Consider the following 26,070-nt stretch of genomic DNA (forward strand, 5'->3'; position numbering starts at 1 on the left):
GTCTCAATCGCAAGACGCCTTGCTATTTACTTTTCATCAGACAATCTGTGTGAGCACTACAAAGGCAGGTTCTTTAAGGTAAGGAGGTGATCCAACCGCAGGTTCCCCTACGGTTACCTTGTTACGACTTCACCCCAGTCATGAATCACAAAGTGGTAAGCGCCCTCCCGAAGGTTAAGCTACCTACTTCTTTTGCAACCCACTCCCATGGTGTGACGGGCGGTGTGTACAAGGCCCGGGAACGTATTCACCGTAGCATTCTGATCTACGATTACTAGCGATTCCGACTTCATGGAGTCGAGTTGCAGACTCCAATCCGGACTACGACGCACTTTATGAGGTCCGCTTGCTCTCGCGAGTTCGCTTCTCTTTGTATGCGCCATTGTAGCACGTGTGTAGCCCTACTCGTAAGGGCCATGATGACTTGACGTCATCCCCACCTTCCTCCAGTTTATCACTGGCAGTCTCCTTTGAGTTCCCGGCCGGACCGCTGGCAACAAAGGATAAGGGTTGCGCTCGTTGCGGGACTTAACCCAACATTTCACAACACGAGCTGACGACAGCCATGCAGCACCTGTCTCAGAGTTCCCGAAGGCACCAATCCATCTCTGGAAAGTTCTCTGGATGTCAAGAGTAGGTAAGGTTCTTCGCGTTGCATCGAATTAAACCACATGCTCCACCGCTTGTGCGGGCCCCCGTCAATTCATTTGAGTTTTAACCTTGCGGCCGTACTCCCCAGGCGGTCGACTTAACGCGTTAGCTCCGGAAGCCACGCCTCAAGGGCACAACCTCCAAGTCGACATCGTTTACGGCGTGGACTACCAGGGTATCTAATCCTGTTTGCTCCCCACGCTTTCGCACCTGAGCGTCAGTCTTTGTCCAGGGGGCCGCCTTCGCCACCGGTATTCCTCCAGATCTCTACGCATTTCACCGCTACACCTGGAATTCTACCCCCCTCTACAAGACTCTAGCCTGCCAGTTTCGAATGCAGTTCCCAGGTTGAGCCCGGGGATTTCACATCCGACTTGACAGACCGCCTGCGTGCGCTTTACGCCCAGTAATTCCGATTAACGCTTGCACCCTCCGTATTACCGCGGCTGCTGGCACGGAGTTAGCCGGTGCTTCTTCTGCGGGTAACGTCAATTGCTGTGGTTATTAACCACAACACCTTCCTCCCCGCTGAAAGTACTTTACAACCCGAAGGCCTTCTTCATACACGCGGCATGGCTGCATCAGGCTTGCGCCCATTGTGCAATATTCCCCACTGCTGCCTCCCGTAGGAGTCTGGACCGTGTCTCAGTTCCAGTGTGGCTGGTCATCCTCTCAGACCAGCTAGGGATCGTCGCCTAGGTGAGCCGTTACCCCACCTACTAGCTAATCCCATCTGGGCACATCTGATGGCAAGAGGCCCGAAGGTCCCCCTCTTTGGTCTTGCGACGTTATGCGGTATTAGCTACCGTTTCCAGTAGTTATCCCCCTCCATCAGGCAGTTTCCCAGACATTACTCACCCGTCCGCCACTCGTCACCCGAGAGCAAGCTCTCTGTGCTACCGTTCGACTTGCATGTGTTAGGCCTGCCGCCAGCGTTCAATCTGAGCCATGATCAAACTCTTCAATTTAAGTTTGATGCTCGTGAATTAAACTTCGTAATGAATTACGTATGTTCACTCAGAGACTTGGTATTCATTTTTTGTCCGAAGACATTAAGAATCCATGTCACTTTGAGTGCCCACACAGATTGTCTGATAAATTGTTAAAGAGCAGTGCCGCTTCGTTTTCGCTGCGGCGCGGGGTGTGCATATTACGCTTTCCCGCTTCAGAGTCAAGCATTTATTTTCGCTTATCTCTGCTGACCCGGCGGCGTGTGTGCCGTTGTTCCGTGTCAGTGGAGGCGCATTATAGGGAGTTATTCTGAAGTGACAAGAGGAAATTCAAAAAAAGTTTCTGTCCGTGTTTTTTTTCACCAACAGGGGTGAAATCAAGCTACAAATTGTTCTATTTGATGTATCTGCAACCACAATAACACCCGAGGTGGCATAATTATCAGCATGAATCTTTAAGGAATAAACGCGATGCCATTAAGCGCACAACAACTGGCTGCCCAAAAAAACCTGTCGTATGTGCTGGCAGAAAAACTGGCTCAGCTGATTTTAGCGGGTAAATATGCCCCGGGGAGCATCCTGCCGGGTGAAATGGAGTTGGGTGAGCAGTTTGGGGTGAGCCGTACCGCCGTTCGCGAAGCGGTGAAAACCTTAACGGCAAAAGGCATGGTGCTTCCGCGTCCTCGCATTGGTACGCGTGTGATGCCACAGAGCAACTGGAACTTCCTCGATCAGGAACTGCTCTCATGGTGGATGACGGAGGATAACTTTCATCAGGTCGTCGATCACTTCCTGGTGATGCGCAGCAGTCTTGAACCTCAGGCCTGCCTCCTTGCCGCCACGCTCGGGACGGCAGAACAGAAAGCGCAGCTCAATGCCCTGATGGAAGAGATGGTGTTCCTGAAAAAACACTTCAACCGCGAACGCTGGATTGAGGTCGATATGGCCTGGCATGAACACATCTATATGATGAGCGCCAATCCGTTCCTGACATCCTTTGCCTCTTTATTCCATTCGGTATACCACACCTACTTTACCTCTATTACGCAAGACGAAGTGGTAAAGCTGGATTTGCACCAGGCGATTGTTGATGCCATTCAGGAGAGCGACGGGCAGCGAGCCCAGGATGCATGCCAGGCATTGCTGGCCGCGCCAACCCACCAGCAGGTACATAAATGAGAGAGAGAAAAGCGCGCAGCATGGCCGGATTGCCGTGGATTGCAGCCATGGCGTTCTTTATGCAGGCACTGGATGCCACCATCCTCAACACAGCGCTACCCGCGATTGCACAAAGCCTTAACCGATCCCCGCTGGCGATGCAGTCCGCCATCATCAGTTATACCCTGACTGTCGCGATGCTCATTCCGGTGAGCGGCTGGCTGGCTGACCGCTTCGGCACCCGCAAGATATTCATGCTGGCCGTGACGCTCTTTACGCTCGGCTCTTTGGCCTGTGCGCTGTCAACGTCTCTTACAGAGCTGGTCATCTTCCGTGTTCTTCAGGGCGTTGGCGGGGCGATGATGATGCCCGTGGCGCGTCTGGCGTTACTGCGCGCCTATCCGCGCAGTGAACTGCTTCCTGTGCTCAACTTCGTCACGATGCCGGGCCTGGTCGGCCCCATACTGGGTCCGGTTCTCGGCGGGGTATTCGTTACCTGGGCAAGCTGGCACTGGATCTTCCTGATTAATATTCCCATTGGCGTCGCGGGGCTGCTTTATGCCCGCAAATATATGCCGAACTTCACCACCCCAAGACGCCGTTTCGATATGCGTGGTTTTTTCCTGTTTGGCCTGAGCCTGGTACTCTTCTCCAGCGGGATGGAGCTGTTTGGTGAGAAGATCGTCGCGACATGGATTGCACTCTCCGTCATCCTCGGCGGTATTTTGCTGTTCCTTCTTTATATACGTCATGCACACCGTCACCCTACGCCGTTAATTTCTCTGTCGCTGTTTAACACCCGAACGTTTTCCGTGGGGATTGCGGGTAACATTGCCTCACGCCTGGGGACGGGCTGCGTGCCATTCCTGATGCCACTGATGCTGCAGGTGGGTTTCGGCTACCCGGCTCTGATTGCCGGTTGCATGATGGCCCCCACGGCGATGGGCTCTATTCTGGCCAAATCAACCGTCACGCAGGTGTTGCGCTGGTTTGGCTATCGTAAGACGCTGGTAGGTGTAACGGTCTTTATCGGGCTGATGATCGCGCAGTTCTCCCTGCAATCCGCCTCTTTACCGGTCTGGATGCTGATTCTGCCCCTGTTTGTGCTGGGAATGGCCATGTCGACACAGTTCACGTCGATGAACACCATCACCCTCGCCGACCTGACCGATGATAACGCCAGTAGCGGCAACAGCGTGCTGGCAGTGACTCAGCAGTTGTCGATCAGTCTGGGGGTGGCCGTCAGTGCGGCGGTGCTGCGGTTTTATGAAGGTTTTGACAGTGCGAACACCGTCGAACAGTTTCACTATACCTTTATTACCATGGGCGCACTCACCGTCGTGTCGGCGTTGGTCTTTATGCTGTTAAAACCCAAAGATGGCCGCAACCTGATCAAAGAGCGCCACAAAGCAAAAGCTAAACCGAACCCCGTTCCATCAGAACAGGAGTAAGCTGCAGACGTTGCTGCTGCAGGCCGGGCTCGGCCATTCGGTGGATAAGCACATCGATGGCCAGCTCGCCCAGTTCATCTTTTGGCTGATGAATCGTGGTGAGCGGCGGCGTCATGTAGCGGGCCAGTTCAATGTCATCGTAACCAATCACCGCCAAATCGTGTGGAACACGCAGCCCCGCCTGATATAACGCCTGGTACGCGCCAAACGCCATCGCATCGTTGCCGATAAACACAGCCTGCGGACGCTGCGCTTGCGACAGCAGTTTCTGCATAGCTTCAAAGCCGCCGTTAAATTCGAAATCACCGGTAATACGGTAGCCATCCGGAACAGTAAGCCCCGCCCGCGCCATCGCAGAAAGATACCCCTCAAGACGCAAACGCGCCGGGGTTTTATCCAGGGGGCCAGTAATGCAGGCGATGCGGGTATAGCCTTTATCGATCAGATACTGGGTGGCCATGTCACCTCCCAGCAGCGAGTTATCCTGAATGAGATCGCTGGTACCGTCGAACGGCGCCCAGTCCATCATCACCGTGGGAATAGAAGGGTAGCGCTGAATAATCTCTTTCGAGGGCTGATGTGTTTCGGTACACAGCAGCAGTAACCCGTCGACGCGTTTTTGCATCAGCGTCTCCAGGTTGCGGTTCATTCGCTGCTCATCCCCTTCGGTATTGCACAGCACCAGGCTGTAACCACGCTCGAAGCAGCTGCGTTCGACACCGCGAACAAGTTCAGAATAAAAGGGGTTGGTACTGGCGGTGATCAGCATGCCGATGGTGCGCGTCTGGTTGAGCTTGAGGCTGCGCGCCAGCGCGGACGGCGCATAATTGAGATCTTTAACCGCGGCTTCGACTTTCTCCCGAATCGCCTCGCTAACGAAGCGATCGTTATTAATGACGTGGGAGACTGTCGACGTAGAAACGCCCGCCTGGCGGGCGACATCTTTCATTGTGGCCAAGCGTTACCCCTGCTGACTTAAGAATTCATCAATCTCTTTACGCCACGGAACGGAAGGCTGGGCACCTTTGCGCGTTACGGCAATCGCCGCGGCGGCATGGGCAAAGCGAATAGCATCATCCATTCTCTTGCCTTCCAGCAGCGCAGTCACCAATGCACCGTTAAAGGTATCTCCCGCCGCGATGGTATCAATCGCCTTAACCTTAAAGCCCGGCACGCGACGGCCTTCCCCGTTTACGCTGGCCCACACTCCACGACTGCCAAGGGTAATGATAACGGTGCCGATGCCTTTATCGTGCAGCACTTTCGCCGCCCGCGCGGCGTCGTCATCATTTTCAACGCGAACGCCTGTCAGTTTCTCCGCTTCAGTTTCGTTCGGGGTAATGATATCCACCAGCGCCAGCAGCTCGTCTGATAATACCCGCGCAGGCGCAGGATTGAGTACGACAGTGGTATGATTTTGATGCGCTATCTCTGCGGCCGCCAGGACGCTTTCAACGGGTGATTCCAGCTGCATCAGAAGCGCTTCGGCATTCGCGATGATCTCGCGCTGCGCGTTCACCCGCTCAGTGGTCAGCGCGGCGTTAGCCCCCGCATGAATACCGATGACATTCTCACCTTCCGCGTTGACGAAAATCAGCGCCACGCCGGTTGACTCCCCTTCGACAACGCTGACAGGCGCAATATCAATGTTATCGCTGGCCAGCTGTTTGCGTACGCGCTCACCGGTATCGTCATCACCCGTGCAGGCAATAAAGGCGATCTTCGCCCCACTGCGTCCTGCGGCGACGGCCTGGTTGGCGCCCTTACCGCCGAACGCTACCTGATACTGATTACCGGTGACGGTTTCGCCCGGTGTCGGGAACGATTCAAGGTTAAGAATGTGATCGGCATTGATACTGCCAAGGACGACAAGATTGCCTGCGGTTTTCATGGTTGAGGTGTCCATCTGAGAGCGCCACCGGTGTGACCCGGTGGCGTATGCCACACTTTTCTTTATAGGGTGTCCCTCAGGCAGCCAGCAACTGCCTGATTCGCCTTTTACTGCTTGATGACCAGTTTCAGGTCAACAGGATATTTGGCCTGAACTTTTTCGCCCTTCAGCACTTTATCAGCAGTCTGCACGCCCGTTGCGCCGATCTGCTCAGGCAGCTGAGCGATGGTCGCCGCCAGTTTGCCATCTTTTACTGCTTTTTCACCATCCGGCGTGCCGTCAAATCCGACAACCATCACATCAGATTTACCTGCGGTCTGCAGAGCACGCAGCGCGCCCAGCGCCATTTCGTCGTTCTGTGCGAACACAGCCTGCACGTCAGGGTGCGCGGTCAGCAGGTTCTGCATCACGTTCAGACCTTTCGTGCGGTCGAAGTCAGCAGGCTGGCTGGCCAGTACGTTAAATTTGTGCGCTGCAACAGCCTGCTGGAAGCCTTCACCACGCTCACGCGCCGCTGACGTACCGGCAATACCCTGCAGTTCGATAACTTTCGCGCCTTCACCCGCTTTCTTCGCGATGTAGTCACCCGCGATTTTGCCACCCAGTACGTTATCAGAAGCGATGTGGCTGACTACGTCGCCTTTCGTCGCCTGACGGTCAAGGGTGATGACCGGGATCTTCGCCTGGTTTGCCATCTTCACGGCGTTACCCACAGCGTCAGAATCCGTTGGGTTGATCAGCAGGATTTTGGTGCCACGTACGGTTAAGTCCTGAACGTTTGCCAGCTCTTTCGCCGGGTTGTTCTGAGAGTCCAGCACCACCAGGTTGTAGCCCAGTTTGTCAGCTTCTTTCTGTGCACCGTCCTTCAGGGAGACGAAGAACGGGTTGTTCAGCGTGGAGATAACCAGCGCGATGGTGTCTTTCGCCATTGCGTTAGCACTTACGGTTGCGCTCAGCGCGACAGCAGAAACCAGGGTAGCCAGTTTTTTCATGTTCATATCTAAGATGTCCTGTAGTGTCGTCAGTTACTGTTTTTTGTTGTCTACCAGGACCGCCAGCAAAATCACCACTGCTTTAACGATCATCTGGTAATAGGAGGAAACACCTAATAAATTCAAACCATTATTCAGGAAACCAAGGATCAGTGCGCCGATCAATGTCCCAACAATGCGACCTTTACCGCCCGCAAGACTCGTACCGCCCAGAACGACTGCCGCAATGGCATCCAGCTCATACCCCGTCCCCGCCGTTGGCTGCGCAGAAGAGAGGCGCGCCACTTCGATGATGCCTGCCAGAGAGGCCAGCAGACCACACAGCGAATAGACGATGATTTTGACTTTATTGACGCTGATCCCGGACAGACGCGTTGCCGCTTCGTTACCGCCCAGCGCATAGATATAACGACCCAGACGGGTGTGATGCAGCATGTACCACGCCGCGAGGAAAACGATAGCCATGATCCAGACCGGCGTCGGGATACCCAGCGGACGACCAATACCGAACCAGCCAAACAGATCGGCGTTATCCGTAAAGCCGGTATTTACTGGACTGCCGTTGGTGTAAACCATGGTGACACCGCGCAGCAGGAGCATCATGACCAGCGTCGCAATGAACGCCTGAACGCGACCTTTCGCCACAATCACACCGGTCACGGCACCAATTGCCGCCCCAAGTGCCAGCGCAGCTGCAACTGCCACCAGCGCGTTGACCTCAATCCCTACAATTGAAGCCGCAACCGCACCGGTGAGCGCCAGCAGGGAACCGACGGACAGATCGATACCCGACGTCAAAATCACCAGCGTCATCCCTACCGCCATAATGGCGTTAACCGACGTCTGCTGAAGAATATTGAACAGGTTATTAACGGTAAAAAAGTTTGGGCTCATGGTCGAAACAATCGCGATCAACACCAGCAGGGCAATCAGCGATTTTTGTTCCAGCAGCCATGCCTTTGTGAAATAACGGCGACCAGAAACAGCCTGGGTAGTCATCTTCTTACTCCTGATTCACGCGATTAAGCTTGCCCACAGCGGCAGCCATCAGAACTTCCTGGGTGGCCTGCTCGCGAGTGAATTCACCACCGAGATGCCCTTCATGCATGACGATAATGCGATCGCTCATGCCTAATACTTCTGGCATCTCGGAAGAGACCAGAATGATGCTCAGGCCGTCGGCCTTGAACTGGTTAATCAGCTGATAGATCTCTTTCTTGGCCCCCACGTCCACGCCGCGGGTTGGCTCATCAAGGATCAGCACTTTCGGGCGCGTCATCAGACCGCGCGCAATGGCCACTTTTTGCTGATTACCACCGGACAACAGGCCAATCGCCTGCTCCATCGACGGCGTTTTAACGTTGAAGAGACGGATAAAATCGCTGACCGCCTGCTGTTCATCTTTGTGCTTCAGGCTGCCACCGCTGCGGCTGAAATAGCGCAGGGCAGTAAGCGACATGTTCTCTTTTACCGACATCCCCAGTACTAAGCCGTCACGCTTGCGGTCTTCGGAGATATAGACGATGCCGTTTGCCAGGCCATCCTGTGGAGAGCGAGTCACCACCTCATGACCGTCGAGCGTGACATAACCGCTGGTACGCGGCAGTGCGCCATAGAGCACTTTCATCAGCTCGGTACGGCCTGCCCCCATTAACCCCGCCACGCCAAGGATCTCCCCCTGGCGCAGGGTAAAGGTGACATTGTTCACGCCCGGGCCACAGAGGTTGTCCACCTTCAGGCGGATCTCACCCGGTGCTTTGTCCAGATGCGGATACTGGTCTTCGAGCTTACGTCCCACCATCATTTCGATAAGGGTATCTTCGGTCAGCGTGGCGACTTCGCGCTCGGCAATGAATTGCCCGTCGCGGAAGACCGTTACGTCGTCGCAGATCTCGAAAATCTCTTTCATACGGTGAGAGATATAGACAATCCCGCGTCCCTGCGATTTCAGCTCGCGGATAACGCGGAATAAAGATTCGGTTTCGGTGTCGGTCAGCGCGTCCGTCGGTTCATCCATAATGATGACCTTCGACTCAAAGCTTAGCACCTTCGCGATTTCAACCATTTGCTGATCGCCAATGGAGAGGTCGCCCACCAGACGGTCGCTCTTGAAGCGCAGGTTTAGCTTCGCCAGCAGTTTATCCGCTTCGGCATACATCGTTTTCCAGTCGATTTTGCCAAACCGGTTAACGAACTCACGTCCGAGGAAGATGTTTTCCGCAATGCTGAGCTGCGGGATCAGGTTCAGCTCCTGATGGATAATACCGATCCCCGCATCCTGGGAGGATTTCGGGCCGTTGAACGTGGTCTCTTTACCCAGCCACAGCAGCGAGCCGGCATCGCGTTGATAGATACCGGTCAGCACTTTCATCATGGTGGATTTGCCGGCCCCGTTTTCGCCCACCAGCGCCATTACGCGTCCGGGATAAACGTTCAGTGCCGCGCCAGAGAGGGCTTTTACGCCCGGGAACGCTTTATCGATCCCTTTCAGTTGCAGTAATGCGTCCATGATGGCCTCAGAAGGTGACGCCAGCACAGAGAATGATATTCGCATACGGGGAACACTCCCCGCTGCGAATCACCGCCTGACTGTCTGCGGTTTGTTGTTTGAATTGCTCGTGCGTTGTGTAACGAATTTCTATGGTGTTTCCCTGGTGTTGTTGCAGTTGCTCAATGTGGCTGAGCAACGTTTCGTGGAGTTGCGGATTATGGTGTTTAATTTCCGTCGCGAGAATGGCCGCCTCAACCTGCATCTCCGCCGTCACCACGTCCAGTACCTGCATAAACGAGGGCACGCCCTGCGTTAACGCCATATCAATACGGGTTGTGCTGCGCGGAACCGGTAAGCCTGCATCGCAAACCACCAGCGTATCGGTATGCCCAAGACGGGAAATAACCGATGAGATTTCTGCGTTAAGAACGGTGCCTTTCTTCATTTTCTTGCTCCACTAGCGAAACGTTTCGCTGAAATCAGTTTAGTCTTAACGGTGTTCAGAAAACCACCATGACATAACAGATTTGTGATCGGCGTCGAAACGTTTCGCTACGTGAAATGAGAAGGCGATAAATGCAAAAACGGTAACCCTTTGGTTACCGTTTTTTTAGGGTTGCACCCTCTCCATCCAGGAGAGGGCATCAGGCCACACGAGGACCTAGATTTCGACCTGCGTTCCCAGCTCAATCACACGGTTAGGCGGGATCTCAAACTGGTCAGGCGCGCGAAGGGCGTTACGCTGCAGGATAAGGTACAACTTGCCGCGCAGACGCAAATACCAGGGGCGCTTGCCGATAATCAGCGACTCGTGGGACATAAAGAACGAGGTCTCCATCATGCGACAGCTCAGACCTTCCAGACCGCAGCGATGGAACACCTCTTCGACGTTTGGTGTCTCACGCCAGCCGTAGCTTGCCACTACGCGCCAGAAGGTCGGCGACAGTTGCTCGATTTGCACGCGGCGGACATTGTGGACATACGGGGCATCTTCGGTGCGCAGGGTCAGCAGAATCACGCGCTCGTGCAGCACTTTGTTGTGCTTGAGGTTATGCATCAGCGCAAACGGGATAACGTTCAGCGCACGCGACATATACACCGCGGTGCCCGGCACGCGGACCGGCGGCGATTTCTCCAGCGAGGCAATCATAGCCTCCAGGGAGTTACCGTGCTCATGCATACGGCGCAGAAGGCGGAAACGTTCGCTTTTCCACGTGGTCATGACAATGAACATCACCAGACCGAGCGTCAGCGGCAGCCAGCCACCAGAGACAATCTTGTCGAGGTTGGCGGAGAACAGCGGCACGTCAATGCACAGGAAGCCGACCAGAATCATCATCACGAGGAATTTGTTCCAGTGCCAGTTTCGGTACGCTACCGTGGTGGAGAGCAGCGAGGTCAGTACCATCGTACCGGTTACCGCAATACCGTACGCCGCCGCCAGGTTGCTGGAGTGCTCGAAGCTGACGATGACAATCACCACGGCGAAATAGAGCAGCCAGTTGATGAACGGAATGTAAATCTGGCCCGACTCCATCTCGGAGGTATGGATAATGCGCATAGGCGAGAGATACCCCAGACGCACGGCCTGACGCGTCAGAGAGAACACGCCTGAAATTACCGCCTGCGAGGCAATAACGGTCGCCAGCGTCGCCAGAATCAGCATGGGCACCAGCGCCCAGTCCGGAGCCAGCAGGAAGAATGGGTTCTTAATCGCCTCCGGGTTTTGCAGCAGCAGCGCACCCTGACCGAAATAGTTCAGCACCAGCGACGGCAGGACCACTAAAAACCACGCCACGCGGATAGGCAGTTTCCCGAAGTGCCCCATATCGGCATACAGCGCCTCAACACCGGTGATGGAGAGCACGACGGCACCGAGCGCGACGAAGGAAACCACTTTGTATTCCAGGAAGAAATGCACGGCCCAGTAAGGGTTCAGCGCATGCAGCACATCCGGGTTAGCAATAATGCTGCGTAAACCGAGTGCCGCCAGGACCAGGAACCAGGCCAGCATAATCGGAGCGAACAGCTTGCCCACCAGCCCGGTGCCGTGCTTCTGGATGATGAACAGCAGCGTCAGGACAAGGATCGCCAGCGGAACAACCCACGAATCAAGCTGTGGCGCGATAATCTCCAGCCCCTCTATCGCCGAGAGAACCGAAATCGCGGGCGTAATGACGACTTCCCCATAGAAGAAGCTGCCGCCAATCAGGCCGATAATAACCAGCACCGACGTCATTCTGGCGGAGGTATTCCGCCCGGCAAGGGACATCAGAGTCAGGATCCCCCCTTCACCGGCGTTATCTGCACGCATAACGAAGGAGAGGTATTTCACTGAAACCACCAGGATCAGCAGCCAGAAGATGAGGGACAGGAAGCCAAAGACGGCATCGCGCTCAACACCAAAACCAAACTGACCGGACAGACATTCACGAAGCGTATAAAGCGGGCTGGTGCCGATATCACCGTAGACAACCCCGATCGCCGCAAGCGTTATTGCGGGTAATGATTGCTTATTATCAGTGCTCATAGACTAGTCTTTTCGTTTAAATAACAAATGTGTGCTTAGTCCCTTGGCCCACAAAAAGCGCACAGTATGCACGATTCAATGCAAAATCGTACCCCTAAATGCAACCGCATTAATGTAGCGCAAAGAAAATAGCGCCGCACTTCAGTCTATTACCAGCCCTGACTGAAACGTCTATACTCGCTTCAATTGGCCGCCACGACGGCGAAAGGATGCAAAACTATTATGGCTCACTCACATTTAATAGCAGAAAGAATTTCCCGCCTCAGCGGCGCGCTGGAAAAAGGCCTTTTCGAGCGTAGCCACGCCATTCGCCTCTGTTTACTGGCAGCGTTGAGCGGCGAAAGCGTCTTTCTGCTTGGACCTCCGGGCATCGCCAAAAGCCTGATTGCCCGCCGGCTGAAATTTGCCTTTCAGAACGCCCGCGCTTTCGAATACCTGATGACCCGCTTTTCCACCCCAGAAGAAGTTTTCGGCCCGCTTTCCATTCAGGCGCTGAAAGATGAGGGGCGCTATCAGCGCCTGACTGAGGGGTATCTTCCGGAAGCGGAAATTGTTTTTCTTGATGAGATCTGGAAAGCGGGGCCGGCTATTCTGAACACCCTGCTCACGGCGATAAACGAACGCCGATTCCGCAACGGTGCCAGCGAAGAGAAAATCCCGATGCGCCTGCTGGTGGCGGCCTCTAACGAACTCCCGGAAGCCGACAGCAGCCTTGAAGCGCTGTATGACCGCATGCTGATCCGCCTGTGGCTCGACAAAGTGCAGGATAAATCCAACTTCCGCTCGATGCTGGTCAGCCAGCAGGATGAGAATGAAAACCCGGTCCCCGCTTCGCTGCAGGTCACGGATGAGGAGTATTACCAGTGGCAGGAGGATATCGGCAAAATCACACTGCCGGATTCGGTGTTTGAGCTGATCTATCTGCTGCGCCAGCAGCTCGATTTACTGCCTTCTGCGCCGTATGTCTCCGATCGTCGCTGGAAAAAAGCGATCCGCCTGCTGCAGGCCAGCGCCCTGTTCAGCGGCCGCGATGCCGTTGCGCCAATCGATCTGATCCTTTTAAAAGATTGCCTCTGGCACGACGCGGAAGGCATGAACCTGATGCAGCAGCAGCTTGACGTATTGATGACCGGACACGCCTGGGGCCAGCAGTCGATGCTCAACCAGCTGGGAGCGATTGCCCAACGGCGTATTCAGCTGCAGCAACAACAAAGCGACAAAACAGCGCTGAAAGTAAACCGCCTTGGCGGCATGTTCGCCCGCAAAGCGCATTATGAGCTGCCGTCCGAACTGACCAGTACAACGCTAACGCTCCTGCTTCAGCAGCCCCTTAAGCTTCATGACATGCAGGTGGTCCATATCACCGTGGAACGAGAACCACTGGCTCAGTGGCTTGATAAGGGCGGGGAGATCCGCGGCAAACTCAACGGCATCGGTTTTGCTCAGCCGCTGACGCTGGAAGTGGACAGCAGCCAGCATCTGGTGATCCGCGACGTCAGCCTTCAGGGATCGCGTCTTGCGCTTCCGGGAACCGCCTCTGACAGCGTGCCGGAAGAGATTAAACGCCAGCTTGAAGCGCTGGATACGGAATGGCACCAGCAACATACGCGCTTCAGCGAGCAGCAAAAATGCCTCTTTATTCATAGCGACTGGTTAGGTCGCATCGAAGCCAGCCTGCAGGATGTCAGCGCGCAGATCAAACAGGCTCGTCAATGCTAACGCTGGATACGCTTAACGTCATGCTGGCCGTCAGCGAAGAGGGGTTGATCGAAGAGGTGGTCATCACCCTTCTGGCCTCCCCGCAGCTGGCGGCTTTTTTTGAAAAATTCCCGCGGCTCAAAAAGGCGATGACCGACGATCTCCCGCGCTGGCGCGAAAACCTGCGTCAGCGGTTCAAAGAGACCGAAGTCCCCCCTGAATTAACTGACGAGGTGGCCTGCTATCAGCAGTGCCAGCGGCTCTCTACGTCACAGTTTATCGCCCAGCTCCCGCAAACCCTGACGTTACTCGACACGGTACACTCTCCGTTTGCCAGCCAGGCGCGGGCGCTGGTCACGGATAACGCCACGTTTACCCCCGCGCTACACACCCTCTTTTTACAACGCTGGCGCCTCAGCCTGGTGGTGCAGGCCACAACGTTGAACCAGCAGTTGCTGGATGAGGAGCGTGAACAGCTGCTTAGCGAAGTGCAGGAACGCATGACCTTAAGCGGTCAGCTGGAGCAGGTGCTGGTGGAAAATGAAAACGCCGCCGGGCGTCTTTGGGATATGAGCGCCGGTCAGCTGCGGCGCGGAGATTACCAGCTCATCGTCAAGTACGGCGATTTTCTGGCACAGCAGCCAGAGCTGATGAAGCTTGCCGAACAGCTGGGTCGTTCACGGGAGGCCAAATCGGTCCCAAAGAAAGATGCCCCAATGGAGACCTTCCGCACCCTGGTCCGTGAACCGGCCACCGTGCCTGAGCAGGTGGATGGGCTCCAGCAAAGCGACGATATTTTGCGCCTGCTGCCCACGGAGCTGAGTACGCTGGGGATGACCGAGCTTGAGTACGAGTTTTATCGCCGGCTGGTGGAAAAACAGCTTCTGACCTACCGGTTGCATGGCGAAGCCTGGCGTGAAAAGCTCAGCCAGCGCCCGGTCATCCATCAGGATTTTGACGAGCAACCGCGCGGGCCCTTTATTGTGTGCGTGGATACGTCCGGCTCGATGGGAGGGTTTAACGAACAGTGCGCGAAAGCGTTCTGCCTGGCTCTGATGCGCGTGGCGCTCGCCGATCGACGTCGCTGCTTCATCATGCTCTTTTCCAGCGAAGTTGTGGGGTATGAACTGACCCATCAGCAGGGTATTGAGCAGGCGATCCGCTTTTTAAGCCAGCGCTTTCGTGGCGGTACCGATCTGGCCAGCTGTTTTCGAAGCATCGTTGAGCGGATGCAGGGCGGAGACTGGTATGATGCTGACGCCGTGGTCATCTCCGATTTTATTGCCCAGCGGCTACCGGATGACGTGGTGAATAAAGTGAAGGAGCTACAGCGAGTGCATCAGCACCGTTTCCATGCTGTGGCGATGTCTGCCCATGGAAAGCCCGGCATCATGCGCATCTTCGATCATATCTGGCGCTTTGATACCGGGTTACGTAGCCGCCTGCTAAGACGCTGGCAGCGCTAATTACAGAAGAGATTCAACGCGATCGCGTACCTGTTGTGGCCAGACACCGCACTGTACCTGACCAATATGAGGCAGCTGCAACAGCAGCATGGTCAGACGGGACTGGCCAATACCGCCGCCAATGGTCTGCGGCATCTCTCCGCGCAGCAACGCCTGGTGCCACTCCAGCGTGAGGCGATCTTCATCCCCGGTCAGTGCCAGCTGACGCTTCAGGGCGTCAGCATCCACGCGGATCCCCATTGAAGAGAGCTCGAACGCATCTTCCAGCACCGGGTTCCAGACCAGAATATCACCGTTCAGACCGGCGAATTCGCCCTCACCCGTCGTGCTCCAGTCATCATAATCCGGCGCACGCACATCATGGCGTTTACCGTCAGACAATTTGCCGCCAATCCCGATCAGGAACACAGCACCCAATTCTTTGGCGATCGCACGCTCACGGCCTTTGGCATCCAGATCGGGATAACGGCTCAGCAGTTCCTGACTGTGGACAAAGTGGATCGATTCCGGCAGGAACGGTGCCAGACCAAACTCTTTGCTCACTGCCGCTTCGGTCGCTTTGATCCCGGCGTAGATCGCCTCTACGGTGGATTTCAGCGTACCGACGTGACGCTCGCCATCGCCCATGACACGCTCCCAGTCCCATTGATCGACGTAGACGGAGTGCATTGGCGTAAGACGGTCTTCATCGGGGCGAAGGGCTTTCATGTGCGTGTAAAGCCCTTCGCCCGCGCTGAAGTCGTGTTGTCCCAGGGTTTGACGTTTCCACTTCGCAAGGGAATGCACCACTTCGAACTGGGCGTCTGGCAGTGTTTTCACTTTCACCTGTACCGCTTTTTCGCATCCAGAAAGGTTGTCCTGCGTCCCGTCACCCACGCGGCTGAGAATGGGCGCCTGGACTTCGATCAGACCAAGCTTGTCTTCCAGCTGACGTGAAAAATGGGATTTAACGAAGCTGATCTGGCGTTGTTTTGCGATGTAAGCGGTTTTCATTATTTATACTCCTGCGTCCTGTTGATAGAGATTAAGCAACAGAAATGGCCTGTTATTCAATAACCCATCAACAAAAAGCCATCTTCACTTTTGATTCATTAAAATAAGGCGCTAGAATAGAGAGATTCATTAATGTTCATAAGAAAAAGCTATGGAAAATTATCAGATCGATAATCTGGACCGCGGCATCCTGGAGGCCTTAATGGCCAATGCACGTACTGCCTACGCGGAACTGGCGAAACAGTTTGGCGTCAGTCCGGGCACAATCCACGTTCGCGTGGAAAAGATGAAACAGGCGGGGATCATTACCGGCGCACGTATCGACGTCAGCCCTAAGCAGCTGGGTTATGACGTCTGCTGCTTTATTGGCATTATTCTCAAAAGCGCCAAAGACTATCCGTCAGCCCTGGCGAAGCTCAACGCGCTTGAAGAAGTCACGGAGGCGTACTACACCACCGGGCACTACAGTATCTTTATAAAGGTGATGTGCCGCTCCATTGATGCCCTCCAGCAGGTACTTATCAACAAGATCCAAACAATTGATGAAATTCAGTCCACTGAAACATTGATCTCCCTGCAGAACCCGATCATGCGTACCATCCGCCCCTGATCGGGCAAATTCATTCCCACATTTTCCACAGGTAGATCCCAGCTCGTTCACAGCGTACAATGAGCCCCTCTTTATTTGAGCGAGCGATCAATGGCAGACATTACCCTTATCAGTGGCAGCACCCTGGGCGGCGCGGAATACGTTGCGGAACATCTGGCTGAGAAGCTGGAAGACGCGGGCTTTTCCACCGAAACACTGCACGGCCCGTTGCTTGACGATCTCCCGACTGATGGGGTCTGGCTACTGATCACCTCGACGCACGGCGCAGGCGATCTGCCGGATAATCTGCAACCTTTATATGACGAACTGCTGGAACAGCAGCCTGACCTGTCAAACGTCCGTTTTGGCGCGGTGGGTATCGGCAGTCGTGAATATGACACCTTTTGCGGTGCAATAGAGAAAGTCGAAGCCGCTGTGACTGCCTGTGGGGCAAAACAGCTGGGTGAAACACTGAAGATCAACATCCTCGATCATGACATTCCGGAAGATCCAGCGGAGATCTGGCTGGGTGAATGGAAAAATTTACTCAAAAACGATTAAAGATCGCGCGAACAGATGTGGATAACTCTGGTTAAAAGCTCGTATTAAGCGGTAGTTATCCAAGTTATAACTCTGAGGCCGTTTTAGCCCTGTGTATAAAGTCGCGATCTGATCCCAGCTTATACTGGCCAGGATCACCGATCATTCACAGCAAACGATCCTTTCTAACTGCATGATCTTCATCGTGAGATCGGGCTTATCCACAGAAGTACTCGATCCTAATAAGAGATCACAATAGAACAGATCTCTAAATAAAAAGATCTTCTTTTTAATAGCCCAGGATCCCAATGCTTTCTCGAAAGACTAAAGTTGAGTAGAATCCACGGCCCGGGCTTCAATCCATTTTCATACCGCTTTACGCGAGGCAGACCACCATGTTTTATCAGGATCCTTTTGACGTCATCATCATTGGCGGGGGTCATGCAGGCACTGAGGCCGCAATGGCCGCAGCGCGAATGGGTCAGCAGACCCTGCTTTTGACACACAATATCGACACGCTGGGACAAATGTCCTGTAATCCGGCGATTGGCGGCATTGGGAAAGGACACCTGGTAAAAGAAGTGGATGCACTTGGCGGCCTGATGGCGAAAGCGATCGATCATGCCGGCATCCAGTTTAGGATACTAAACGCGAGCAAAGGTCCCGCTGTGCGCGCCACCCGTGCTCAGGCAGACCGCGTGCTTTACCGTCAGGCGGTACGTACTGCCCTGGAGAATCAGCCAAACCTGATGATCTTCCAGCAGGCGGTAGAAGATCTTATCGTTGAAAACGATCGCGTTGTGGGTGCCGTAACCCAGATGGGCCTCAAGTTCCGCGCGAAAGCCGTCGTACTGACTGTCGGGACCTTCCTGGATGGCAAAATCCATATCGGTCTGGATAACTACAGCGGTGGCCGTGCTGGCGATCCGCCGTCCATTCCGCTGTCTCGTCGTCTGCGTGAACTTCCGCTGCGCGTCAGTCGCCTGAAAACAGGCACGCCACCGCGTATTGATGCGCGCACCATTGATTTCAGCGTGCTGGCACAACAGCACGGCGATAACCCCATGCCGGTGTTCTCGTTCATGGGCAATGCGGCTCAACATCCGCAGCAGGTACCGTGCTACATCACGCATACCAACGAAAAAACCCATGATGTGATCCGCAATAACCTTGACCGCAGCCCAATGTACGCTGGCGTGATCGAAGGGATCGGCCCGCGTTACTGTCCGTCGATCGAAGACAAAGTGATGCGCTTTGCCGATCGTAACCAGCACCAGATCTTCCTGGAGCCGGAAGGACTGACGTCAAATGAAATTTACCCGAACGGCATCTCCACCAGCCTGCCGTTCGATGTGCAGATGCAAATTGTTCGCTCAATGCAGGGTATGGAGAACGCGAAAATCGTTCGTCCTGGCTACGCTATTGAGTACGATTTCTTCGATCCGCGTGACCTGAAGCCAACCCTGGAGAGCAAATTCATCCACGGTCTGTTCTTCGCCGGCCAGATTAACGGCACGACCGGTTACGAAGAAGCTGCCGCTCAGGGTCTGCTTGCCGGTCTGAACGCAGCACGCTTCTCTGCGGAGAAAGAGGGCTGGGCACCTGCGCGTTCTCAGGCTTATCTGGGCGTGCTGGTCGACGATCTTTGCACCCTGGGTACCAAAGAACCGTACCGTATGTTTACCTCTCGAGCGGAATATCGCCTGATGCTGCGCGAAGATAACGCCGACCTGCGTCTGACCGAAGTGGGTCGTGAACTGGGTCTGGTGGATGACGAACGTTGGGCGCGCTATAACGAAAAACTGGAACGCATTGAGCAGGAACGTCAGCGTCTGAAAACCACCTGGGTGAATCCACAGGCGGAAACCGCTGCAGAAGTGAATGCTCACTTAACTGCGCCGCTTTCGCGCGAAGCCAGCGGCGAAGACTTGCTGCGTCGCCCTGAAGTGACCTACGAGAACCTGGTGAAACTGACCGCGTTCGCGCCTGGCCTTGAAGACGCTGAAGCGGCTGAACAGGTTGAGATCCAGGTCAAATACGAAGGTTACATCGCGCGTCAGCAGGATGAGATTGAAAAACAGCAGCGCAACGAAAATACGCTGCTGCCGGAAATGCTGGACTACCGTCAGGTGACGGGGCTTTCCAATGAAGTGATCGCCAAGCTGAACGATCACAAGCCTGTGTCGATCGGTCAGGCATCCCGTATCTCCGGTGTCACACCTGCCGCGATTTCGATTCTGCTGGTGTGGCTGAAAAAGCAAGGTATGCTGCGCCGTAGCGCATAATATCCAGTGCTTTTGGCGGGTGGCGCTTCGCTACCCGCCCTGCTAATTCGTAGGCCCGGTAAGCGCCACCGGGCAATTTATGTCTAAACAGGTACCCACTGTGCTCAATAAACTCTCTCGTCTGCTGGAACAGGCAGGTATTTCGCTCACCGATCACCAGAAAACTCAGCTGGTGGCCTATGTCGATATGCTGAACAAATGGAATAAAGCGTACAACCTGACGTCTGTTCGCGACCCCAACGAGATGCTGGTTCGTCATATCCTCGATAGCATCGTGGTTGCGCCGTATCTTAAAGGGGAGCGCTTTATCGATGTGGGCACAGGTCCTGGCCTGCCGGGGATCCCGCTGTCGATTGTCCGCCCTGAGAGCCATTTCACGCTGCTAGACAGCCTTGGCAAACGCGTCCGTTTTTTACGTCAGGTCCAGCATGAGCTGAAACTGGAGAACATCGCCCCTGTACAGAGCAGGGTAGAGGCGTTCCCCGCGGAGCCGCCGTTTGACGGTGTTATCAGCCGCGCGTTTGCGTCGCTCAATGATATGGTGAGCTGGTGTAAGCACTTGCCTGCACAAGATGGCCGCTTTTATGCCCTGAAAGGGCAGTTGCCGGGCGATGAAATTGAACAGCTTCCGGAAGGTTTTGCTGTCGAATCCGTTGAGAAATTAAACATTCCTCAGCTTGAGGGTGAACGCCATCTGGTGATAATTAAGCCAAACAATTTTTAAATATTTAATAAAAATTGTGGAATTCGTGCTGTTCTGACCATGTTAAATAACAGCACAAATTCTCGGGTTTTACCGAAGAGAGTTTAACCTCTGTGTTACTAAGGTTTTTCTAACGGTTAACGTAACAGCCATTGTTCAGCATGAAGATAGTCAACATCGAAAATATCAGCCTGCTAAAAGTGGAATACGGCAACCAGAATCGAATGTTAAATATTTATTAAGAATGTCAATAAAAGGTTTTTATTGTATACCGGGCTGTTTTGAAAATAGTTACGATAATTTGTCTTTAATTTCATAAAGATGAAATAAACCGATTTGCGTCTTTGATAAATACACCCTTATCGCAAATGTGTATTTTGTGATCTCGTGCACGCTTTGTAGCCAACGTTTTCGCGCTGTTTGCAGTTTTGGTCGAAGGTCGTGGCTTTCAGGAAAAGTTAAAAAATAGCGGCGGGGAAAAATATTTAAACATTTATTCACCTTTTCGCTACTTAATGTTTGAAATCACGGGTGCGCACCGTATAATTTGACCGCTTTTTGATGCTTGACTCTGAGCCTTAAAGGACGTTTTATACGACACGCGGCATACCTCGAAGGGAGCAGGAGTAAAAACGTGATGTCTGTGTCGCTCTTGAGTAGAAACGTTGCTCGTAAGCTTCTGTTCATTCAGTTTCTGGCTGTGATAGCAAGTGGATTGCTGTTTAGCCTCAAAGACCCCTTCTGGGGCATCTCCGCCGTGTGCGGGGGTTTGGCGGTTGTTCTGCCAAACGTATTGTTTATGATTTTTGCCTGGCGTCATCAGGCGCATACACCCGCCAAAGGCCGTGTGGCCTGGTCCTTCGCTCTCGGTGAAGTGTGTAAGGTGTTGCTGACCTTTGCTCTACTGGTGATGGCGCTGGCGGTTTTGAAAGTGGTATTCATGCCGCTGATAGCAACGTGGGTTTTGGTGCTGGTGGTACAAGTTCTGGCTCCAGCTGTAATCAACAACAAAGGGTAAAAGGCATCATGGCTTCAGAAAATATGACGCCGCAGGATTACATAGGTCACCATCTGAATAACCTTCAGCTGGACCTGCGTACATTCTCGCTGGTGGATCCGCATAACCCCCCGGCCACCTTCTGGACGATCAACATCGACTCCATGTTCTTCTCGGTCGTTTTGGGTCTTCTGTTCCTGGCCATGTTCCGCGGTGTTGCGAAAAGAGCGACCAGCGGTGTTCCAGGGAAATTCCAGACGTTCATCGAAATGATCATCGGCTTCGTCCATGGCAGCGTCAAAGACATGTACCATGGTAAGAGCAAGCTGATTGCTCCGCTGGCCCTGACCGTGTTCGTTTGGGTGTTCCTGATGAACCTGATGGACCTGCTGCCAATCGATTTCCTGCCGTGGATTGGCGAACATGTCCTCGGTCTGCCAGCACTGCGCGTGGTGCCGTCCGCTGACGTGAACATCACCCTGTCGATGGCGCTGGGCGTGTTTATCCTGATTCTTTTCTACAGCATCAAAATGAAAGGCGTAAGCGGCTTCGTGAAAGAGCTTACCTTGCAGCCGTTCAACCACTGGGCGTTTATTCCGGTCAACCTGATCCTGGAAGGCGTTAGCCTGCTGTCCAAACCTGTTTCACTGGGTCTGCGACTGTTCGGCAACATGTATGCGGGTGAGCTGATTTTCATTCTGATCGCGGGTCTTCTGCCGTGGTGGTCACAGTGGATTCTGAATGTGCCTTGGGCCATTTTCCACATCCTGATCATTACGCTGCAAGCCTTTATCTTCATGGTTCTGACGATCGTCTATCTGTCGATGGCGTCTGAAGAGCACTGATTTTTTACCAACACTACTACGTTTTAATTGAAACAAACTGGAGACTGTCATGGAAAACCTGAATATGGATCTGCTGTACATGGCTGCCGCTGTGATGATGGGTCTGGCGGCTATCGGTGCTGCGATCGGTATCGGCATCCTCGGGGGCAAATTCCTGGAAGGCGCAGCGCGTCAACCTGATCTGATTCCTCTGCTGCGTACTCAGTTCTTTATCGTTATGGGTCTGGTGGATGCTATCCCAATGATCGCTGTAGGTCTGGGTCTGTACGTGATGTTTGCTGTCGCGTAGTAGTAGTTTTAAAACCCTAAGCCACAGATATTAAAGAGGTATTGTGCTGTGAACATGAACGCAACAATCCTCGGCCAGGCCATCGCGTTTATTCTCTTTGTCTGGTTCTGCATGAAGTATGTATGGCCGCCTTTAATGGCTGCCATCGAAAAACGTCAGAAAGAAATTGCTGACGGTCTGGCTTCTGCAGAACGCGCTAAGAAAGATTTGGACCTTGCACAGGCCAACGCGACAGACCAGCTGAAAAAAGCGAAAGCGGAAGCTCAGGTTATCATCGAACAGGCTAACAAACGCCGTTCGCAGATCCTGGACGAAGCCAAAGCTGAAGCAGAACAGGAACGTACTAAGATCGTGACACAAGCTCAGGCTGAAATTGAAGCTGAGCGTAAACGTGCTCGCGAAGAACTGCGTAAGCAGGTTGCGATTCTGGCTGTTGCTGGCGCCGAGAAGATCATCGAACGTTCCGTGGATGAAGCTGCTAACAGCGACATCGTGGACAAACTTGTCGCTGAACTGTAAGGAGGGAGGGGCTGATGTCTGAATTTGTTACGGTAGCTCGCCCCTACGCCAAAGCAGCTTTTGACTTTGCTGTCGAACACCAAAATGTCGATCGCTGGCAGGATATGCTGGCGTTTGCCGCTGAGGTGACGAAAAACGAACAAATGGCCGAGTTGCTTTCTGGTGCGTTAGCGCCTGAAACTCTCGCCGCGTCGTTTATCGCCGTGTGCGGAGAGCAACTGGATGCCAATGGTCAGAACCTGATTAAGGTAATGGCAGAAAATGGTCGTCTCCGTGTGCTCCCGGATGTTCTCGAGCAGTTTGAGCACTTACGTGCCCTTAGTGAAGCTACCGCTGAAGTCGAAGTGACTTCTGCGACTGAACTGAGTGATGAACAGCTTGCGAAAATTACCGCCGCGATGGAAAAACGTCTGTCACGCAAAGTTAAGCTGAATTGCAAAATCGATAAGTCTGTAATGGCAGGCGTAATCATCCGTTCGGGTGATATGGTCATTGATGGCAGCGTACGCGGCCGTCTTGAACGCCTTGCAGACGTCTTGCAGTCTTAAGGGGACTGGAGCATGCAACTGAATTCCACCGAAATCAGCGAACTGATCAAGCAGCGCATTGCTCAGTTCAGTGTTGTGAGCGAAGCTCACAACGAAGGTACTATTGTTTCTGTAAGTGACGGTGTTATCCGCATCCACGGCCTGGCCGATTGTATGCAGGGTGAGATGATTTCCCTGCCGGGTAACCGTTACGCTATCGCACTGAACCTGGAGCGCGACTCCGTAGGTGCAGTTGTGATGGGTCCATACGCTGACCTCGCCGAAGGCATGAAGGTTAAGTGTACTGGCCGTATTCTGGAAGTGCCGGTTGGCCGTGGCCTGCTGGGTCGCGTTGTTAACACCCTGGGTGCACCAATCGACGGTAAAGGTCCGGTTGAGCACGATGGCTTCTCCCCAATCGAAGTTATCGCACCAGGCGTTATCGACCGTCAGTCCGTTGATCAGCCAGTGCAGACTGGTTATAAGTCCGTTGATGCCATGATTCCAATCGGTCGTGGCCAGCGTGAACTGATCATCGGTGACCGTCAGACCGGTAAAACCGCGATGGCTATCGACGCCATCATCAACCAGCGTGACTCCGGCATCAAATGTGTGTACGTGGCTATCGGCCAGAAAGCGTCCACCATTTCTAACGTGGTTCGTAAACTGGAAGAGCACGGCGCGCTGTCTAACACCATCGTTGTTGTGGCGACCGCTTCTGAATCTGCTGCACTGCAATACCTGGCACCATACGCCGGTTGCGCAATGGGCGAATACTTCCGTGACCGCGGTGAAGATGCGCTGATCGTATACGATGACCTGTCTAAACAGGCCGTTGCATATCGTCAGGTTTCCCTGCTGCTCCGTCGTCCACCAGGACGTGAAGCGTTCCCTGGCGACGTATTCTACCTCCACTCTCGTCTGCTGGAGCGTGCTTCCCGCGTTAACGCGGAATACGTCGAGAACTTCACCAAAGGTGAAGTGAAGGGTAAAACCGGCTCTCTGACCGCGCTGCCAATCATTGAAACCCAGGCGGGTGACGTTTCTGCGTTCGTTCCGACCAACGTAATCTCCATTACCGATGGTCAGATCTTCCTGGAAACCAACCTGTTTAACTCCGGTATTCGTCCGGCAGTTAACCCGGGTATCTCCGTATCCCGTGTGGGTGGTGCTGCTCAGACCAAGATCATCAAGAAACTGTCCGGTGGTATTCGTACCGCGCTGGCACAGTATCGTGAACTGGCTGCGTTCTCTCAGTTCGCATCCGATCTGGACGAAGCAACCCGTAAACAGCTGAGCCACGGTCAGAAAGTGACCGAGCTGCTGAAGCAGAAACAGTACGCACCAATGTCTGTTGCTCAGCAGGGCCTGGTTCTGTTCGCGGCTGAACGCGGTTACCTCGAAGATGTGGAACTGGCGAAAATCGGTAGCTTCGAAGCCGCTCTGCTGGCTTACGTCGACCGTGATCACGCTCCGCTGATGCAAGAGATCAACCAGACCGGTGGCTATAACGACGAAATCGAAGGCAAGCTGAAAGCTATCCTCGATTCCTTCAAAGCAACCCAATCCTGGTAATCGTCCGGCGGCTTGTCTCAGGACAAGCCGCCTGGCATTGAGGAGAAGCTCATGGCCGGCGCAAAAGAGATACGTAGTAAGATCGCAAGCGTCCAGAACACGCAAAAGATCACTAAAGCGATGGAGATGGTCGCCGCTTCCAAAATGCGTAAATCGCAGGATCGCATGGCGGCCAGCCGTCCTTATGCAGAAACCATGCGCAAAGTGATTGGTCACCTTGCAAACGGTAATCTGGAATATAAGCACCCTTACCTGGAAGAACGCGACGTTAAGCGCGTGGGCTACCTGGTGGTGTCGACCGACCGTGGTCTGTGTGGCGGCTTGAACATTAACCTGTTCAAAAAACTGCTGGCGGATATGAAAGCATGGTCTGAAAAAGGCGTTCAGTGCGATATCGCAATGATCGGCTCTAAAGGCGTCTCTTTCTTTAACTCCGTTGGTGGCAACATTGTCGCTCAGGTGACGGGTATGGGTGATAACCCTTCCCTGTCCGAGCTGATCGGCCCGGTTAAAGTGATGTTGCAGGCTTACGATGAAGGCCGTCTGGACAGACTGTACGTTGTCAGCAACAAATTTATTAACACCATGTCTCAGGTTCCAACGCTCACTCAGATGCTGCCTTTACCGGCATCAGAAGATGACGAGCTGAAGCAAAAATCCTGGGATTACCTGTATGAACCCGATCCGAAACCGCTGTTGGATACCCTGCTGCGTCGTTACGTTGAATCTCAGGTTTATCAGGGCGTTGTAGAAAACCTGGCCAGCGAGCAGGCCGCACGAATGGTGGCGATGAAAGCCGCGACCGATAATGGCGGCAGCCTGATTAAAGAGCTGCAGTTGGTTTACAACAAAGCTCGTCAGGCCAGCATTACTCAGGAACTCACCGAGATCGTCTCGGGGGCCGCCGCGGTTTAACCAGGTTTACGAATT

23 protein-coding genes and 1 rRNA gene are annotated in these 26,070 nt (G+C 53.9%); 15 read left to right on the top strand and 9 right to left on the bottom strand.

Going from position 1 to position 26,070, the window contains the following annotated elements:
• Positions 1-79 precede the first annotated feature (79 nt).
• Positions 80-1,619, bottom strand: a 16S ribosomal RNA gene (locus L462_RS04775).
• Between the two features lie 453 nt (positions 1,620-2,072).
• Between L462_RS04775 and L462_RS04770 the strand changes: the two genes are divergently transcribed.
• Both L462_RS04770 and mdtD read left to right on the top strand, forming a co-directional pair.
• Entirely contained in the window at positions 2,073-2,780 is a 708-nt protein-coding gene (locus L462_RS04770) for a FadR/GntR family transcriptional regulator (protein ID WP_020882776.1), read from the top strand.
• Complete coding sequence (gene mdtD, locus L462_RS04765; RefSeq protein ID WP_032679274.1) at positions 2,777-4,210, top strand: multidrug transporter subunit MdtD; 1,434 nt, start codon at positions 2,777-2,779, stop codon at positions 4,208-4,210. The genes L462_RS04770 and mdtD overlap by 4 nt, the downstream gene beginning before the upstream one ends.
• Here mdtD and rbsR read toward each other — a convergent pair.
• The 7 genes from rbsR to kup form a co-directional block, all read right to left on the bottom strand.
• Entirely contained in the window at positions 4,176-5,168 is a 993-nt protein-coding gene (gene rbsR, locus L462_RS04760) for a ribose operon transcriptional repressor RbsR (protein ID WP_106503580.1), read from the bottom strand. The genes mdtD and rbsR overlap by 35 nt on opposite strands.
• 3 nt (positions 5,169-5,171) lie before the next feature.
• The gene (rbsK, locus tag L462_RS04755; RefSeq protein ID WP_020882773.1) at positions 5,172-6,101 is read right to left on the bottom strand and encodes a ribokinase; all 930 of its coding nucleotides are present in this window, start codon (positions 6,099-6,101) and stop codon (positions 5,172-5,174) included.
• A 107-nt stretch (positions 6,102-6,208) separates the two neighbouring features.
• Complete coding sequence (gene rbsB / locus L462_RS04750; protein WP_014172267.1) at positions 6,209-7,099, bottom strand: ribose ABC transporter substrate-binding protein RbsB; 891 nt, start codon at positions 7,097-7,099, stop codon at positions 6,209-6,211.
• Positions 7,100-7,126: 27 nt separating this feature from the next.
• Entirely contained in the window at positions 7,127-8,092 is a 966-nt protein-coding gene (rbsC, locus tag L462_RS04745) for a ribose ABC transporter permease (protein WP_020882772.1), read from the bottom strand.
• Positions 8,093-8,096: 4 nt separating this feature from the next.
• Positions 8,097-9,602, bottom strand: a complete 1,506-nt coding sequence (gene rbsA / locus L462_RS04740; RefSeq protein WP_032679277.1) for a ribose ABC transporter ATP-binding protein RbsA — start codon at positions 9,600-9,602, stop codon at positions 8,097-8,099.
• A gap of 7 nt (positions 9,603-9,609) precedes the next feature.
• Positions 9,610-10,029: a D-ribose pyranase gene (rbsD, locus tag L462_RS04735; protein WP_020882770.1), complete on the bottom strand. Its 420-nt coding sequence runs from the start codon at positions 10,027-10,029 to the stop codon at positions 9,610-9,612.
• 216 nt (positions 10,030-10,245) lie between these two features.
• Positions 10,246-12,114 carry a low affinity potassium transporter Kup gene (gene kup, locus L462_RS04730; protein WP_014172271.1) on the bottom strand — a complete coding sequence of 623 codons (1,869 nt, stop codon included), beginning with the start codon at positions 12,112-12,114 and terminating at the stop codon, positions 10,246-10,248.
• Positions 12,115-12,336: 222 nt separating this feature from the next.
• Here kup and ravA point away from each other — a divergent pair, with 222 nt between their 5' ends.
• On the top strand, positions 12,337-13,833 hold the full coding sequence (ravA, locus tag L462_RS04725; RefSeq protein ID WP_025202724.1) for an ATPase RavA: 1,497 nt from the start codon (positions 12,337-12,339) through the stop codon (positions 13,831-13,833).
• Positions 13,827-15,278 carry an ATPase RavA stimulator ViaA gene (viaA, locus tag L462_RS04720; RefSeq protein ID WP_014172273.1) on the top strand — a complete coding sequence of 484 codons (1,452 nt, stop codon included), beginning with the start codon at positions 13,827-13,829 and terminating at the stop codon, positions 15,276-15,278. Before ravA ends, viaA begins: the two co-directional genes overlap by 7 nt.
• Here the strand turns inward: viaA and asnA are convergent, their stop codons facing one another.
• Complete coding sequence (gene asnA, locus L462_RS04715; protein ID WP_014172274.1) at positions 15,279-16,271, bottom strand: aspartate--ammonia ligase; 993 nt, start codon at positions 16,269-16,271, stop codon at positions 15,279-15,281.
• 151 nt (positions 16,272-16,422) lie between these two features.
• Here asnA and asnC point away from each other — a divergent pair, with 151 nt between their 5' ends.
• The 11 genes from asnC to atpG all read left to right on the top strand — a co-directional run bounded on the left by asnC (position 16,423) and on the right by atpG (position 26,055).
• Positions 16,423-16,881, top strand: coding sequence for a transcriptional regulator AsnC (gene asnC / locus L462_RS04710; protein WP_014172275.1), 459 nt, complete (start codon positions 16,423-16,425; stop codon positions 16,879-16,881).
• Positions 16,882-16,971: 90 nt separating this feature from the next.
• Positions 16,972-17,421, top strand: coding sequence for an FMN-binding protein MioC (mioC, locus tag L462_RS04705; protein WP_020882767.1), 450 nt, complete (start codon positions 16,972-16,974; stop codon positions 17,419-17,421).
• A 374-nt stretch (positions 17,422-17,795) separates the two neighbouring features.
• Positions 17,796-19,685: a tRNA uridine-5-carboxymethylaminomethyl(34) synthesis enzyme MnmG gene (gene mnmG / locus L462_RS04700; RefSeq protein WP_032679278.1), complete on the top strand. Its 1,890-nt coding sequence runs from the start codon at positions 17,796-17,798 to the stop codon at positions 19,683-19,685.
• Positions 19,686-19,785: 100 nt separating this feature from the next.
• Positions 19,786-20,409, top strand: coding sequence for a 16S rRNA (guanine(527)-N(7))-methyltransferase RsmG (rsmG, locus tag L462_RS04695; protein ID WP_032679279.1), 624 nt, complete (start codon positions 19,786-19,788; stop codon positions 20,407-20,409).
• Between the two features lie 616 nt (positions 20,410-21,025).
• Entirely contained in the window at positions 21,026-21,406 is a 381-nt protein-coding gene (gene atpI, locus L462_RS04690) for a F0F1 ATP synthase subunit I (protein WP_008500194.1), read from the top strand.
• Positions 21,407-21,414: 8 nt separating this feature from the next.
• Entirely contained in the window at positions 21,415-22,230 is an 816-nt protein-coding gene (gene atpB / locus L462_RS04685; RefSeq protein WP_014172280.1) for a F0F1 ATP synthase subunit A, read from the top strand.
• A 49-nt stretch (positions 22,231-22,279) separates the two neighbouring features.
• A complete protein-coding gene (atpE, locus tag L462_RS04680; RefSeq protein ID WP_000429386.1) occupies positions 22,280-22,519 on the top strand; it encodes a F0F1 ATP synthase subunit C in 240 nt (79 codons plus the stop codon).
• Positions 22,520-22,567: 48 nt separating this feature from the next.
• Positions 22,568-23,038 (top strand): F0F1 ATP synthase subunit B, encoded by a 471-nt coding sequence (gene atpF, locus L462_RS04675; protein WP_003862370.1) that lies wholly within the window; start codon positions 22,568-22,570, stop codon positions 23,036-23,038.
• Positions 23,039-23,052: 14 nt separating this feature from the next.
• On the top strand, positions 23,053-23,586 hold the full coding sequence (atpH, locus tag L462_RS04670; RefSeq protein WP_014172281.1) for a F0F1 ATP synthase subunit delta: 534 nt from the start codon (positions 23,053-23,055) through the stop codon (positions 23,584-23,586).
• A gap of 12 nt (positions 23,587-23,598) precedes the next feature.
• On the top strand, positions 23,599-25,140 hold the full coding sequence (gene atpA, locus L462_RS04665) for a F0F1 ATP synthase subunit alpha (protein ID WP_006808751.1): 1,542 nt from the start codon (positions 23,599-23,601) through the stop codon (positions 25,138-25,140).
• Positions 25,141-25,191: 51 nt separating this feature from the next.
• Complete coding sequence (gene atpG / locus L462_RS04660) at positions 25,192-26,055, top strand: F0F1 ATP synthase subunit gamma (protein WP_020882764.1); 864 nt, start codon at positions 25,192-25,194, stop codon at positions 26,053-26,055.
• Positions 26,056-26,070: the final 15 nt, after the last annotated feature.

The organism is Enterobacter sp. BIDMC 26 (genome assembly GCF_000534435.1).
Taxonomy (GTDB): domain Bacteria; phylum Pseudomonadota; class Gammaproteobacteria; order Enterobacterales; family Enterobacteriaceae; genus Enterobacter; species Enterobacter ludwigii.